At 57.1% G+C, this 14,957-nt stretch carries 9 protein-coding genes and 1 pseudogene; 1 reads left to right on the forward strand and 9 read right to left on the reverse strand.

Annotated features, from left to right (window positions below; translation table 11 throughout):
- Positions 1-4: 4 nt before the first annotated feature.
- From ACKGJP_RS31475 to ACKGJP_RS31485, 3 genes and pseudogenes are all read right to left on the reverse strand, one after another.
- Positions 5-1,573 carry an extracellular solute-binding protein gene (locus tag ACKGJP_RS31475; protein WP_409347304.1) on the reverse strand — a complete coding sequence of 523 codons (1,569 nt, stop codon included), beginning with the start codon at positions 1,571-1,573 and terminating at the stop codon, positions 5-7.
- Between the two features lie 194 nt (positions 1,574-1,767).
- Positions 1,768-2,634 carry a carbohydrate ABC transporter permease gene (locus ACKGJP_RS31480; protein WP_409342692.1) on the reverse strand — a complete coding sequence of 289 codons (867 nt, stop codon included), beginning with the start codon at positions 2,632-2,634 and terminating at the stop codon, positions 1,768-1,770.
- Positions 2,635-2,697: 63 nt separating this feature from the next.
- Positions 2,698-3,150: pseudogene (locus tag ACKGJP_RS31485) on the reverse strand (ABC transporter permease subunit); the annotation flags it as partial.
- Between the two features lie 50 nt (positions 3,151-3,200).
- Here ACKGJP_RS31485 and ACKGJP_RS31490 point away from each other — a divergent pair.
- Positions 3,201-4,376 carry a helix-turn-helix domain-containing protein gene (locus tag ACKGJP_RS31490; RefSeq protein ID WP_409342693.1) on the forward strand — a complete coding sequence of 392 codons (1,176 nt, stop codon included), beginning with the start codon at positions 3,201-3,203 and terminating at the stop codon, positions 4,374-4,376.
- A 135-nt stretch (positions 4,377-4,511) separates the two neighbouring features.
- On the opposite strand, the gene ACKGJP_RS31495 is transcribed toward ACKGJP_RS31490, so the two are convergent.
- The 6 genes from ACKGJP_RS31495 to ACKGJP_RS31520 form a co-directional block, all read right to left on the reverse strand.
- The gene (locus ACKGJP_RS31495; protein WP_409342694.1) at positions 4,512-4,874 is read right to left on the reverse strand and encodes a hypothetical protein; all 363 of its coding nucleotides are present in this window, start codon (positions 4,872-4,874) and stop codon (positions 4,512-4,514) included.
- Positions 4,875-4,924: 50 nt separating this feature from the next.
- Complete coding sequence (locus ACKGJP_RS31500; RefSeq protein ID WP_409342695.1) at positions 4,925-6,643, reverse strand: ABC transporter ATP-binding protein; 1,719 nt, start codon at positions 6,641-6,643, stop codon at positions 4,925-4,927.
- 218 nt (positions 6,644-6,861) lie between these two features.
- Positions 6,862-7,242 carry a hypothetical protein gene (locus ACKGJP_RS31505; RefSeq protein WP_409342696.1) on the reverse strand — a complete coding sequence of 127 codons (381 nt, stop codon included), beginning with the start codon at positions 7,240-7,242 and terminating at the stop codon, positions 6,862-6,864.
- A 1,312-nt stretch (positions 7,243-8,554) separates the two neighbouring features.
- A complete protein-coding gene (locus ACKGJP_RS31510) occupies positions 8,555-10,978 on the reverse strand; it encodes a sugar phosphate nucleotidyltransferase (protein WP_409342697.1) in 2,424 nt (807 codons plus the stop codon).
- 81 nt (positions 10,979-11,059) lie between these two features.
- Positions 11,060-14,071 carry a 1,4-alpha-glucan branching protein domain-containing protein gene (locus tag ACKGJP_RS31515; RefSeq protein ID WP_409342698.1) on the reverse strand — a complete coding sequence of 1,004 codons (3,012 nt, stop codon included), beginning with the start codon at positions 14,069-14,071 and terminating at the stop codon, positions 11,060-11,062.
- A gap of 40 nt (positions 14,072-14,111) precedes the next feature.
- Positions 14,112-14,768: a DUF4912 domain-containing protein gene (locus tag ACKGJP_RS31520; RefSeq protein ID WP_409342699.1), complete on the reverse strand. Its 657-nt coding sequence runs from the start codon at positions 14,766-14,768 to the stop codon at positions 14,112-14,114.
- Between the last annotated feature and the right edge of the window lie 189 nt (positions 14,769-14,957).

Genomic DNA, 14,957 nt, shown 5'->3' on the forward strand with positions numbered 1-14,957 from the left:
CACGTTACTTCGCCTTGGCCGTGCGCTCCAGCGCCGCCTTGTAAATGTCCGTCACCTGCTTCAAGCCGAGCTTGTTGATGCCGTCGACGTATTTGGACCAGTCTTCCAGATTCTTCTCACCCAGAATGAACTTGCTGATCTGTTCGTCGCGGTATTTATCGATCTCCGTCCCCGTCGTCGAAATGACCTCGGTCTCCTTCTCGTTGTAAGCCGGCTTCGGCTGGTAGACGCTGTCGAATTTGCGGGCTTCCGCATAAGCGGCCTGCAGCTCCTTGGATGCAAGCGACAAATGGGCGTCATAATCGATCCACGCATACGTGCCGAAGGTAGCAAGCCCCGTCTTTTTGCGCATATCCGCCACGTCCGTGAACTTGTCGGCTTTGATTTTCTTCTTGCCGTTCTCCATCGTGAACGTTTCGCCTTCCTTGCCCCAGCTGAGCATGTCGCGGCCTTCCTCGCTGTAATAGAAATCCATCACCTTCATCAGATCCTTGACGTTCTTGGACTTGGACGATACGGCAAAGCCGACGTCGATGACCTGCGTATACGGGTTCTGCTGCTTGCCGCCCGCTATGCCGGCCGGAGGCGCCATGAACGCCATATTGAAACCCGGCTTCTCTTTGCGCAGCGCCGAGTTGAAGAAGTCGATCCGCCCGATATAGTCGACGGTAATGAACGCTTTGTCCGTAGACAGCAAATCCTGCCATTGCTTCGTCTCCAGCGTCAGCCAATCCGGCGGAATGAGTCCTTCTTCATAGAACTTGTTCAAGTACTCGACCATTTTCTTGTAGTTGTCGTCCGTCGGCCCGTACTTGACCTCCTTCGTCTTCTCGTCGGTATAATACGCTTCGCTCGTAGAGAAATTGGGCGCCATATTGAGCATCGCGGTCATACCGAAACGGAACGAGAACGGATAGCTGGCCGGGTACAGCTCCTTCAGCTTCTTGCCGACCGCATAAAGCTCGTCGTAAGTCGTCGGCGGCTTCAGATTGTTTTTCTTGAAAATATCCTCGCGGTACAGCCAGATCGTCCGGTTCGTTTCGCCGAAGCCTTCGTTCGGAAACAAATACAGCTTGCCGTCGGACGACAGGAACGATTCGGTCACCTTCGGGTATTTCTCCATCCATTTCTTGAAGTTCGGCATCTGGTCCTTATACTCCAAAATGTTGACAAGCGCGCCCTGCTGGCCGTACTTGTTCGCATAAGTCCGGTTCGGCATATACATCATATCGGGCATATTGCCGGAAGCGATGGCAAGATTCAGCGAATCTTCGATTTTCCCGGAAGGCAGCTGAACGTCGAACGTCGCGCCCGTTTTCTCCTCGAGCCATTTCCAGACCGGCCAATCTTTGCTGTACGGCCAGTTCGCTTGGGATTCGGTCAGCATCGTATACGTTTTCTTGACCGGCACGGCCGGTGCAGCCGAAGCGGAGGGCGATACGCTGCCGCTCGCGGCCGGACTTGAGCTTGTGCCCGCCGTCTTCGTGCCGGAATCGCCGCTGCCGCAGCCTGCGGCTAGCGCGGCAAGCATGGAGGCTGCCGCAACGAGAGTACTTCCTTTTTTCCAATTCATCACTGTGATCACTCCTGATTTCGTTTTCAGCGACACCATTACATTCGTGTTCCAACTGCTTTTCCCCTTCATTGATCCCCACAAATGCCCACGATGCGAGCCGGCGGTACAGTCCGCCTTTCGCTAAGTCTTGTTCAAGGCTTCCGCCGTCAGTGCGGCGAAACGCATCCCCCCTTTCAAGCGCGGCTGCCGGTTCATCCCTTTATGGCGCCGATCATGACGCCCTTGACGAAATATTTCTGAATAAACGGATACACGAGCAGGATCGGAACGGTAGCGATCAGAATGACGGCAAATTTATAGGAATCCTCCACCACCGCATTGTCGCCGCCGACACTGAACGCCTCTCCGGAATTCATTCGCCCTGCCGATACGATCGAACGCACGATTACCTGAAGCGGAAACAAATCCGGCTCGCGCAGGTAAAGCAGCGGCAGCAAAAAATTGTTCCACAACGCGACGGCGTAAAACAGGCCGATCGTAGCGAAGGCCGCCTTCGACAAAGGAAGTACGATGCGCCGGAAAATGCCGAAATCGGTCAATCCGTCCATCCGCCCCGACTCCTCCAGCTCGCCCGGAATTCCCTGATAGAACGTCCGCATAACGATCAGATTCCACGTACTGACAGCCCCGGGCAGCGCCATCCCCCAGATCGTGTCGATCAGGCCGAACGTCTTGACGACGAGAAACGTCGGAATCATCCCCCCGCTGAAAAACATCGTGACAACGATCAAGAGGGTGAAGCCTCTGGAGAAAATCAGTTCTTTTTTGGAGAGCGCATACGCGCCCGTTGCCGTCACGATCAGCGATACGGCCGTGCCGACCGCTACGTAGACGAAAGTGTTCATATAAGATCGCAGAATGCGCGGATCCTGCAGCACCAGCTTGTAGACGGACAGCGTAAACCCTTTCGGATACCAGCTGACCTCCCCTTTCAGCACATGAACGGTCGAGCTTAACGAGATGGACGCCATATACAGAAACGGGTACAGCGTAGCTACAACCAGCACAAGTAATAGCGCGGCGTTTATGATGGAAAACAAGCTGGTTCGTTTACGCATGCCGCTTCCTCCTGTCTTCATTTGGCAATATCCGGCCGGTAACGGTAACGTTCAAGGTCCAGGTCACCATAGACTCGTTTCCCCCGCTTTTCTGCTTATGGAGTTTGCCGCATACAAGAAGACGAGGCTGACGAGGCCGGTAAACAGGTCGATCGCCGCCGCGTAGCTGAAATTGCCCTGCGTCAGCCCGACCCGGTACACATAGGTGCTGAAAATATCCGCTGTCTCGTAAATGGCCGGATTGGCGAGCAAATATACTTTTTCAAAGCCGATCTCCAGTACATGGCCCACGTTCATAATGAGGAGAATCACAATGGCCGGCGCCATGCCGGGCAGCGTCACCGCGCGCAGCTTTTGCCACCGGGAGGCTCCGTCGATATCCGCCGCTTCATACAGCATCGGATCGATCGCCGTCAGCGCCGCCAAATAAATGATCGTTTCCCAGCCGACATGCTGCCATATTTCCGAGGCGACGTAGATCCAGCGGAACAGCCCCGGCTTATTCATAAAATTGACCGACCAAAAACTCGCTGCTCAAGTACTACGCCTACACCAACAAGCTCAAAATGATTCATACCGACGATAAAGCGCTGAGAATCCCGCTTGATCCGAACAAGCCGTTCAGGCTTGTCCTGTTCCACTTGACGTTCAAGCAGTCGCTCAAGGATGAGCTGGATACGGAACAGGAAAGGGCCGCCTACTTTATCCGGGAATATATCCACGCGACGCTTTCCAGGGAGTTCCCGGAATCGCTGACGCTGCAGATCGAGAAGGATCAGGTGATGGCGATCTTGTTTGCGGAGGAAACTGGGGAGAAAGCTGAGGAATCCGCTGCAGCCGGATCGCCTGAGCGAAAAGGACAGGATTCGGGATCGCCGGTTAACGGCATCCTGGAGCGGATGAAGCAGGTTTTCGACCTCGATAAGGCATGGTGTCTCGTGACGATAGCCGTCAGTCCGCTTAACCGCCAATCGGTTGATTTTGCCGGCGCTTACGGGGAAGTCTCGGACTTGCTGAGCCTGCGCAGGCTGGCGGACGAATCCCAGATCATTGCCGGCCATAGCGGCGAGTGGAAGGACGATAAGAGGTTCAGGCTGAGCGCAGCGGAGGAAAAAGAGCTTGCCGCCAACCTTGCGAGCGGCAACGATACCGTCACCGTGCCGATCGTGCAGCGCAGCCTGCAGCTCATGAACGGAAAAAACGCAAGCGCCCGCCATGCTTACGCCTTCGCGGAAGAGATAACGGATCACGTTCTGAAGACGTTGCAAGCCTTCCGCATCGAAGCGGCTCCGCTCCTTCATCCGCTCGATCCGTACGACCGGTTGCGGGAGTGCTTTACGTACGAAGAGCTTGGCCGTTATCTGGAGCATATGCTGCGCGAAGCGGCCGCGCTGGTCCGAAGCAAGAAGGAAGAAAGCGATCCGGTGACGAGTTATGTGACCGACTATTTGGAGCGGCATTATGCAGAGGATATATCGCTCGATATGCTCGCGGAGAAGCTGAACATTACCGGGTCGTACCTGTCCACTTATTTCAAGGAGAAGACCGGGGTCAATTTCAGCGACTTCCTGAATGAGGTGCGGATGAACAAGGCAAAGGAGATGCTCCGGCAAACCGACCTGCGCATCCAGGACGTTGCGCTGCGCGTCGGCTACCAGAACGTCAACTCGTTCATCCGCCTCTTTAAGAAAAGTACGGGGGTGCCGCCCGGGGAATACAGGAAGGAGATGAATCTCTCCTGATCGGGCATAGCGGAGGATGAACAGAGAGCACTCCGTTCTAGTAACGGCATGTTTCTCGCCGCGGATTCCGTGCAGCAAAAAGAACATCGAACGGAAAGCTCCGCTTTCGGTTCGATGTTCTTTTTGATAAAAATGCTAGTTGACCGCTTCGGAAATATGCCAGCAAACGCCGGCTGGGTCGATCAGATGAATTTCCCGCTTCCCCCACGGGTACAGAACCGGCGGCTTCAGCTTGATCGGATACTTCTCTTCGAGCGCCGCGGCCCTAATATGCTCCCACCACGCATCGAGCTCCTCGACAACCAATTCCACCATGAAATTGTCCTGAAAATCCTGCTTGTGGAAGTTCTGAAGGAAGAACTCCTGCTCTCCTGTGCGAAAGATGCTCAGTTCCTGGCTTGAGTAGATCTTCTCGAAGCCCAGCTCTTCGAAAAACCGCTGCGCCAGATCGTAGTTTTCGCCTGACGGGATGAACGGCCGAAGCTTAATGGCTTTCATGGATTTCCTCCTCCTAACAAATAGGGGTTCCTTAGCGAAACCGGTTTACTTTAAGACAAGCTATACTGGGCGTTATGCAGCTTGCTGTAAATGCCTCCTGCAGCGACCAGCTCCTGATGATTACCTTCCTCCGAAATTCCGTTCTCGCTGACGACGATGATCCGGTCCGCATTCTTGATGGTCGTCAGACGGTGGGCGATGACCAGAGTCGTCCGGCCGACTGCCAAATCGGAGAGCGATTTCTGGATGAGCGCCTCCGTTTCGGTGTCGAGCGCCGATGTCGCTTCGTCCAGGATGAGGATCGGCGGGTTTTTCAAAAACATTCTGGCGATCGACATCCGCTGCTTTTGACCGCCGGAGAGCTTGACGCCGCGTTCCCCGATCACCGTCTCCATGCCGTCCGGCAGCGATCGGATCAGCTCTTCCAGCGACGCTCTTCTAGCCGCCTCCCAAATCTGCTCGTCCGTCGCCTTCAAATCGCCGTAGGCGATGTTTTCGCGAATCGTCCCCGAGAACAGGAACACATCCTGCTGCACGATGCCGATATGCTTGCGCAGCGAGAGCAAGCTCATCTGCCTGATATCGATGCCGTCTACGGTGATGCGGCCTTCGTTCACGTCGTAAAACCGCGGCAGCAAGCTGCAAATGGTCGTTTTACCTGCGCCGGATGGCCCTACGAAAGCAACCGTTTCGCCCGCACGAACGGTAAGGTTGATGTCGTTCAAAATTTTCCTGTTCGCTTCATACCCGAAGGAAACATGGTCGAACCGGATGTCGCCCCGCAGCGAATCCACTTTGACCGCGTTAGGCGCGTCCGCGATTTCAGGCTCGGTATCCATAATTTCCATATACCGCTTGAAGCCGGCGATCCCCTTCGGATAGCTTTCGATGACGGCATTGATCTTCTCGATCGGCCGGAAGAAAATGTTCGACAGCAGAAGAAACGCCATAAACTCGCCCATGGCCAGCTTCCCTTGAATGAAGAACCAAGCTCCGCAAACCATGACGAAAATCGTTACCAAACGCATCATCATATAGCTGACCGATAAGCTTTTGGCCATCGTTTTGTAAGCCATCAGTTTCGTTTCGCGAAAACGCTGGTTATCGACGGCGAACAGCTTTTTCTCATGGCTCTCGTTTGCGAACGATTGTACGACGCGAATGCCGCCTACGTTATCCTCGATCCGGGCGTTGAAATTGCCGACGTCGCCGAACAAGCGCCGGTACGTTTTGGTCATTTTGCCCCCGAATCCGATAATCAGCCACGCCATGAACGGGATGATGATAAATGTGAGCAGCGCGAGCTCCAGGTTGATGTACGCCATAAGCGTAAAGGAGCCGACGAGCGTCATGATCGCGATGAACACGTCCTCGGGGCCGTGGTGGGCGACCTCGCCGATATCGTTCAAATCGTTCGTAATGCGGCCGATCAGATGGCCGGTTTTGTGATTGTCAAAGAAGCGGAACGATAATTTCTGAATATGCGCGAACATTTTTTCCCGCATGGTGGTTTCGATGTTGATGCCGAGCATGTGGCCCCAATAGGTAACGACATACTGCAGGACGGTGTTCAGCGCATAAACGGCCAGCAAGCCGGCGCATGCGAGCAGGATGACCTGCCAATTTTGGCTGGGCAGCAAGTCGTCGATAAATTTGCTTACCGCAAGCGGAAAGGCCAGCTCCAGCAGGCCGGCAAAGACCGCGCAGCTGAAGTCGAGAATAAAGAGTCCCTTGTAGGGACGGTAATAAGAGAAAAAACGGCGTAGCATAGTAAGACTCACTCTCCAAATCGTTGCTGTATGGATGTTGTGGCAAAGGTTAAGCAGGGTATGCGCAGCGCCAATGCCGACTGAAGGAAGTTCGGCGGAACCGTTGCGACAGAGCCGGCTGGTTCAGCGCTTAGCGGCGGCGAAGCCTTAGGCATGGGAGCAGCTCATGGCGGTCGAAGCCTTAGGCACGACGTGTTTGGGATAGCTAACCGCAGCGGCTAAAATTGACGATCAACGGGCAGACCTCGCTCCTCTACCTCTTCAGACTCTTTGAAATCGGCGTCCAGATCGAATAAATGGATATACTCTTCCATGACCTGCTCGATGGCCTTCAATTCCCCGCTGATAACGGGATGAATCGACTGAAATTCCGCTTCCCTAAGCTGCCGGGCCAACGTCGCCCTTTTGATCTGCAGCTGTTCCAGAAACATAAGGATGCGTCCTCTTCGGTACGTCTGCGCGCCTCCGCCCCGATGCTCGCCACCCCGACGCCCATGATGGTCGCCTCGATGACTGTCGTCCGAGCGGCCTCTTCTTTCGCCGCGCGACGTGTCGTCGACGGTTCGGCTTTGTCTCATCCTTTGCCGGTTGCGCTCCATTTTCGATACCCACCTCCTTTCGTATACATTCGTATACAGTTGCTTTATGTATACATTTGTATACGTTTTTCCTGCATTTGTCAACCATTTTATGCGGCGATAGTCGTGTAACTGGAAAAAGTCCAGTTAGTTAATACTGAAATCATACCGTCGAGCAACTAACTGGATTTCCTCCATGTAATTTGAAGCTAAACCATACCCTGACCTTGTTTAGAGGGAATTAACTGGAGGTTTTCCAGTTAAAAAAGCATCCGTGACCAATTCGGTGAAATTTAACGGGAGGTTTTCCAGTTAGTTAGGTGAAAAACAGGCGCTCGGCACGGGGGGCAGATTAGTCTGCGTAATTCGTCGTTGGCGCGAGGCGGTTTGTTCGGTAATACGTTGGTTAGTTGGCGTGAGGCGGATCGTTTAGGTAACACGTTGGTTAGTTGGCGCGAGGCGGATCGTTTAGGTAATACGTTGATTAGTCGGCGCGGGGTGGATCGTTAGGTAACACGTTGGTTAGTTGGAGCGAGGCGGATCGTCTAGATAATACGTTGGTTAGTCGGCGCGGAGCGGTTTGTTCGATATTACGTAGGTTAGTTGGAGCGGGGCGGATCGTTTAGGTAATACGTTGATTAGTCGGCACGGGGTGGTTTGTTTAGGTAACACGTTGGTTAGTTGGAGCGAGGCGGATCGTCTAGATAATACGTTGGTTAGTTGGCACAGGGCGGATCGTTAGGTAATACGTTGGTTAGTTGGCGCGGGGCGGATCGTTAGGTAATACGTTGGTTAGTTGGAGCGAGGCGGATCGTCTAGATAATACGTTGGTTAGTTGGCGCGAGGCAGATCGTTTAGGTAATACGTTGGTTAGTTGGCGCGGAGCGGATCGTTTAGGTAATACGTTGGTTAGTCGGCACGGGGTGGATCGTTAGGTAACACGTTGGTTAGTTGGAGCGAGGCGGATCGTCTAGATAATACGTTGGTTAGTTGGCGCGGAGCGGATCGTTTAGGTAACACGTTGGTTAGTCGGCGCGGGGTGGATCGTTAGGTAACACGTTGGTTAGTTGGAGCGAGGCGGATCGTCTAGATAATACGTTGGTTAGTTGGCGCGAGGCAGATCGTTTAGGTATTACGTTGGTTAGTTGGCGCGGAGCGGATCGTTTAGGTAATACGTTGGTTAGTCGGCACGGGGCGAAACGTCTAGTTAATACATTGGTTAGTCGGCGCGAGGCGGTTTGTTCGTCCCAGCGTTGGCACGCTCCAATAACGCATCTGAGCGCAAAAAGGCCGGGAGCCCTTATCTCCCGGCCTTGCCATAATACCAACAGTCCTACGACACGCTCTGCCGTCTGCGGTAATCCTCGATTTTCCGCGTGTACAGGTACGCGAGCTCCTCCGCCTTTTGCCTCGAAGCGGCATGCGCGTATACCTGCACGACAGGCTCGTCGCTGTCCGGCAAAATAAGCGTCCAGCCGCCGTCGTGGAACACCTTGATGCCGTCGATCAGCTCGACGCGTTTGCCTTCGGTTTCCTCCATCAGGCAGCGCATCACCTTGCCTTTGTCCTGCCACGGGCAATCGACGCTGCGGCGCATCATCGCGAAGCTCGGTATCGCGTCGACCAGCTCCGACATGTCGCAGCTTTGCAGCGCCAGCCGCTCCAGCAAGTGAACGAGTACGTACAGGCCGTCGAAGGCCGGATGGAAGCCGTCGGTTTGGCAGCCTTCCATCACCGAACGCCGGTCCGCCTTCGTGCGGATGACCTTGCGGTCGTAACGCGCGCCGATCCCTTCGACGATGCCCGGCACATGCACGGGCACATAGAGCACGCCTTCCTGACGCTGAAGCTGCAGAACGATCTGAAGAACCGACAGGACCGACTCGTCGACGATCTGTCCTTCTTCGGTCACGATCGTCAAATGCTGGCCGTCCGCGTCAAGCAGCACGCCGAGATCGGAACGGCTCAGCTTCACCATCTGCGCGACCTCTTCGCGCGAGACGCCGTGGCCGTTCAGGTGAATGACCCCGCAGCCGAGCGCCTCGAGCAGCTCGGGGATGATGCCGCGCATGTTGCGGTACTCGTACGCGAGCACGATGCTGTAGCCTCCCCCGCAAATAGCGGCGCTGTCTACGCGGGACAGCAGCTGCTCGCAGTACCGGGCGGCAATGCCGGCTGCTTCCCGGCCGGCGCCAAGCTGGTTCTGCCTCATGCGCCTGCTGTCTTCCTGCGCAAAGGCGTTCTCGATCTTACGCTCGACCGCCTTGCTGACCGGAAGCCCTCTATCGTCATAGAACTCGATGACGAAGGCGTCTTCTTCCGGCAGCGGACACTGGCGGACGTGGACGCCGGCCGAATTGCCCGCATGCCAGCAGGCAAATCGCGCGACGGAAGACGTCACCGTGCCGTAGCCCTCCGTATGAACGCCCGATGCATGCAAGCCGGAGGCAAAAGCGCCTGCGACGAGCGCGGCTGTCGGCGTTGCGTCGTGGCTGATGCCCACCCGGCACCCGGCTTTGAGGAGCGAGCCGTACGCAAGCGCCAAACGGGCTGCGAACGTCGTCGTCATGTCCGCTCCCCACGTTCCTTTTACGCCCCACTGTCCGAACAACGCCTTGTTCTGCGTACGGGTCCAGACAATCGATTCCTTAACCTGCGCGTAAGGCTCGATCGTCTTATTCGGCCATACCATGACGTCCTGCCCGACGACGCTCTTGCCGCCGACGCGGCTCGCATCTCCGATGACCGCGCCTTCCGCCACGAAAGCGTCATTCTCGACCGCGGCGTTCCGGCATAAGGTCGCTCCGTATATTTCCGCACGGCGGCCTACGGACGCATTGCTCCACAGCACCGCCCGCTCGACCCGAGCCTGCTGCCTGACGAGGCAGCCGCCGCCGATAACGGAATACTCGCCGATATCCGCGTAGTCCTCGAGCACCGCCCCCCGTCCGATAAAGGCAGGCGCGGCGAAGCGGATGTTTGCGGCGATGTCGGCATGCTCACCGACCCATACGCGAGGCAGCACCTCCGTGCCTGCAATACGCACGTCCACTTTACCGTCCAGCATATCGATCTGCGTTTGCCGGTATTGCGTCAAATTGCCGATATCCGACCAGTACCCTTTTGCATGATAAGCGTAAAGCGGCAGCCCTTTCTCCATGAGCAGAGGGAACAGATCTTTGCTGAAATCGTACTCTACGCCGGCCGTATACAGCTCGAAAGCTTCTTTCTCCACGATATAGATCCCGGTGTTGACCGCGTCGCTGAACACTTCGCCCCAGCTCGGCTTTTCCAGAAAACGAACGACCTTGCCCGTATCGTCGGTCATGACCACTCCGTACTCGAGCGGGCTTTCGACATGCGTCAGCACGAGCGTCGCGAGCGCCTTCCGGTTTCTATGGTACGTTATGGCCGCCGTCAGGTCGAAATCGGTCAAGGCGTCGCCGCTGATGACGATGAAGGTTTCATCGAGAAACGATTCGGCATTCTTGACGCTGCCCGCCGTACCGAGCGGACTCTCTTCCTCGAAATAACGCAGCCTCACCCCAAACTCGCTGCCGTCGCCAAAATGATTCCGGATGACCTCGGGCAAAAATTGCATCGTAACCGCGATGTCCGTAATCCCGTGCTTCTTCAGCAGTTCGATCGTATACTCCATCACCGGCCGATCGAGCAGAGGCACCATCGGTTTCGGTGTATTGCAGGTGAGCGGGCGCAGACGCGTCCCTTTACCGCCGGCCATAATAACTGCTTTCATTCTTCGCATTCCCCCAAGGTCTGTTTAATATGAATGATTTTATGAAAATGCAGCGGGCGGGCTAACCGCCGCCGCAACGATTTAGTTATGTAGAACGAACGGAGCGGCCTGGCTTGCCGCCGTTTCCATCATGCCCGCTGCGGCGCCGTTCTGCGATGCTGCCGCAGCCTTGCCGTAGCAGTCGATCGTCCGCTCGGCGATCGACGACCAGTCGTACTGCGTGCGCACCTTGTGCAGCCCGCGGCTCGCCAGCGCGCCGGCCCCGCCTTCATCCTGCAGCACGCGGATGATCTGGGCAGCGAGCGATTCGGCATTGCCGGGCAGAGCCGTCAAGCCGTCAACGCCATGCCGCACGATTTCCTGCAGCCCGCCCGTTCCGGAGACGATAACGGGCACGCCTGCGGCCATCGCTTCCAGCGCGACGATGCCGAAAGGCTCGTAAAGACTCGGAAACACGGCGGCAGCGCTCATCGCGTACAGCTCGTTGCGGTCGCTATCCTCGATAAAGCCCGCGAAAGCGACACGGCCGTCCACGCCCTGCGCATGGGCTTGCCGTTCGAGCGTTTGGAGCATCGGGCCTTTGCCCGCTACGACAAATTTCGCATCCGGGCAGCTTGCCGTAACGAGCGGGATGCTGTCGAGCAGCACCTGCACCCCTTTCTCACGCACAAGCCGGCCGACGAACATGACGATTTTTTCGTGCGGCAGCGCATAGCGGTTCCTCAGCTCGCTTCGCAGCGAGCCCGCCTTCATCGCTTCCGAATCGACGCCGTTCGGGATCATGTCGATCTTGCCCTCCGGAAGCCCGAACAAGCGGCGGATTTCATCCTCCATGTAAAGGCTGCAGCCAATGACGCGGCACGCCTCGTAGGTCAGCTCCCACTCCAAGCCGTGAATATCGTGCTGCAGCGGCGTGAACAGCCCCTGATTGCGGCCGTGCTCGGTCGCATGAATCGTCGCAACCAGCGGGACGTTCAGCCGATGCTTCAGCGTTTGGGCCGCCTGGCTGACAAGCCAGTCATGCGCATGAATGATATCGAAGGCGACGTGATGCTTGGCGAGATTGCGCGCGTAATCGACCATCGCCAGATTCAGCTGGAATACCCATCCCATAAAATCGACCGTTTGCGCCTGATAAGGCTTTACCCTGTGCACGCGAACCCCTTCGTTCACCTCATAGGCCGGATAGCCGTCGACATGGCAGGTGACGACATGCACCTCCAGGCCGCGAGCAGCCAGCTTCCTCGCCAGCTCGTAAACGTGCCGGGACAACCCTCCGACGATCATCGGCGGAAACTCCCACGACAGCATCAGCACTTTCAGCGGGAAGACCGGCGGACTACGTCTACCCGGAATCGTTTCGGCGGTAGTACGCGACGCCGCACCGGCCTTCGAGTTCTCCCCAGCCATTCCGCCCCCCGCGCTCTCCGCAGCCGGCACGCCGTCCGCCCGGTCGCCCTCCTCAGCTTGAACGGCCCGAGCCGATGCCGATGCCGAAACCAAAGCGGCCCCGGGCGTACCGTAGCGCCGGTAATCCAGCTGCGGAAAAATGTCATCGCGCCGCTCGACCTCCGCCAGCCAGCTTTCGTCGAGCGTACCGCCGCGCACGGCTTCAGCCAGCCGCCGGAAGCGGCCCGCGTGCTCGCAGAACCTGCGGACGGCGTACTCCACCACCGTCCGGTTATCCATAATGAACGCCCAGTCGCTGCTCTCGGCAAGCATCAGCTCGCGAGCCGCCTGATTAAGGAAGCGCCGCCGAAGCCCGCCTGCATTCGGAAACAAGTCGGCGAGCCGAATCATCTCCTCCTCCATAAGGTGAAGGTGCCGGTACATCCATTCGTTGCTCTCGCCGAGCCACACTTCCCCGTAACCGCCACGCCCCCAGCTGGAGAAGGGCGGCTGCCCCGTCTCGCCGGCGGGATATTCCGCCACATAGTCGGCAGGCGTTACCAGCCGGATCGTTTGCTGCTCGCCGGCGATTTTGCGGCACAGAAAGTCGAGCCATGCCGGTCCTTCGTACCACCAATGGCCGAACAGCTCCGCGTCGTACGAGGCGACGATGATCGGTTTGCGCGGCATATGCGCGGCAAGATGCTCCGCCTGCCGTTCGCGGTTGAACATGAAGTTGCCGGCATGCAGCTCCGCCTTGCGCAGCGCCCACTCCGGTTCGTACAGCTCCTTGCGTTCGCCGTCGCCGGTAATGCGGAAATATTTAAGCCCCGTGTCGAGCCGCAATCCGCTTTTGTGCAAATGCGGACGCAAATAGTCGTAATCGAGCTCATACCCGATATCCCGATAAAATTCGCGGTAATCGTGATCGCCCGGATAGCCCTCCTGCGCGCTCCATACCTGCTTCGAGGCTTCTTGATCGCGGGCGAATACCGCAACGCCGTGCGGCGTGAACAACGGCGCATAGACGCCGTTCTCCGGCTTCGGGTACGCGTGCTTCACCGCATGCGAATCCGTAAAGAAATACCGCAGCCCGTACTCCGCAAGCAGCCGGTCGAGCCCCTCCGTATAGCCGCATTCAGGCAGCCAAATCCCTCTCGGGGCGACGCCGAGATGCCGCTCATGGACGGCGACCGCTTCGGCCAGCTGCGCCCGGATCGCCTGCTCGGTGCGCACATACGGAAGGAACGCATGCGTCGCCGAGGACGTGACGAGCTCCAGATGGCCGCTCTCCATCAGCTTGCGGAAGCCGCCGATCACGTTGCCGCGGTATTGCTCCGCGAACTTCCTCCGGTACCGGTGCAGCTTGCCGGCATACATCCTGGCCAGCTTGTGCCTCTGTCCGTCGCCGCGGGTGCGGACCATCTCCTTCTCCGCCAGCTCCACCGTCGAATCGAGATGCAGCGCGTAACGCTCCTGCAGCAGCGGGCTCGCCAGCATCGACAGCAGCGTCGGCGTCAACGACATCGTCAGCTTGAACGGCACCCCGTCCCTGACCAGACCTTCATACACGTCAAGCAGCGGCAAATACGACTCCGTCAGCGCTTCGAACAGCCATTTTTCCTCCATTACCGTTTCGCTTTCCGGATGGTGAACGTAAGGGAGATGAGCGTGCAAAACAAGCGCCAAATATCCTTTATCCAATCGACCAGTCCCTCTTTTCCACACGGTTAAAATGCCATGCTCAGCTTTCCTGCAGCGAATAGCCGGTGAATCGGCTCATCCATGCCGGAATCGGCTGTTCTCCCCCCGCCTCCGCATCGGCTTCCTCGCTCTCGGCGTCCGTCTGCGTTTCCGATCCTTCCGCCCGCCGCTTCCTTCCCGGTGCGCCGCCCGATCCGACCTCCGCATTGCGGGGAAGCGTCACGGAATTGGAGCGCAGAATGGCGACGAATTTGCCTTCCTTCGTTCGGATGCCATAGTCCATGCAATAGGCGCAGTCGGCCCGCATCCCGCCTACGAACCCGTGATTGCTCCCCCCGGCCAGCTCCACGTCCCACCAGTCATTCGCATTGTCGCCCGAGAACGATACTTCGTTGACGTCGTAAATGCGCAGCACTTTCTGCAGCTGCTCCCACTTGCAGTTGCTGTACCGCTCGACCATCCGCTTGCGGTCGTCGGTAATGTCCCAGTAGGCGTACAAGGTCGACCAGTCTCTCGGCAGAAGCTCCAGCCGGTCATTTTCATAGTTTTCAAAAGAAAAATCGTCATCCCCGAAGGTCCGCTGTTCCTTCTCTTCGCGCATGATCGGCGGCTTCGCGCCAAGCGCGTAAGGCTGCTCCTCCGTCTCCCGCTCTTCCGGCGCAGGCTGTTCCGTTCGGCGAATACGCCCGTCTTCCATCGCGTTCCCCCCGATATGTAATTGTATGTACCGCTGGACCAACCGAGTCCGACCCGCAAGCTTTCCCATTCGGCTGACGGGAAGCTTGTAAGGTGCAGGTGAATTCAGTATATGCCTGCTCATTTACGAATTATGTCTCCGTCATGCTTTGAAAAAGTTTGTTTTTTCAATAAGTCAATTGACCGATAG

The sequence above is a fragment of the Paenibacillus litoralis genome (assembly GCF_046244365.1).
Lineage (GTDB): Bacteria > Bacillota > Bacilli > Paenibacillales > NBRC-103111 > Paenibacillus_V.

Excerpts from the sequence above, each read along its gene's own strand:
- ACKGJP_RS31475 (WP_409347304.1), bottom strand. The coding sequence starts at position 1,573 with ATGAATTGGAAAAAAGGAAGTACTCTCGTTGCGGCAGCCTCCATGCTT.
- ACKGJP_RS31480 (WP_409342692.1), bottom strand. The coding sequence starts at position 2,634 with ATGCGTAAACGAACCAGCTTGTTTTCCATCATAAACGCCGCGCTATTA.
- ACKGJP_RS31505 (WP_409342696.1), bottom strand. The coding sequence starts at position 7,242 with ATGGAGCGCAACCGGCAAAGGATGAGACAAAGCCGAACCGTCGACGAC.
- ACKGJP_RS31510 (WP_409342697.1), bottom strand. The coding sequence starts at position 10,978 with ATGAAAGCAGTTATTATGGCCGGCGGTAAAGGGACGCGTCTGCGCCCG.
- ACKGJP_RS31495 (WP_409342694.1), bottom strand. The coding sequence starts at position 4,874 with ATGAAAGCCATTAAGCTTCGGCCGTTCATCCCGTCAGGCGAAAACTAC.
- ACKGJP_RS31490 (WP_409342693.1), top strand. The coding sequence starts at position 3,201 with ATGATTCATACCGACGATAAAGCGCTGAGAATCCCGCTTGATCCGAAC.
- ACKGJP_RS31520 (WP_409342699.1), bottom strand. The coding sequence starts at position 14,768 with ATGGAAGACGGGCGTATTCGCCGAACGGAACAGCCTGCGCCGGAAGAG.
- ACKGJP_RS31500 (WP_409342695.1), bottom strand. The coding sequence starts at position 6,643 with ATGCTACGCCGTTTTTTCTCTTATTACCGTCCCTACAAGGGACTCTTT.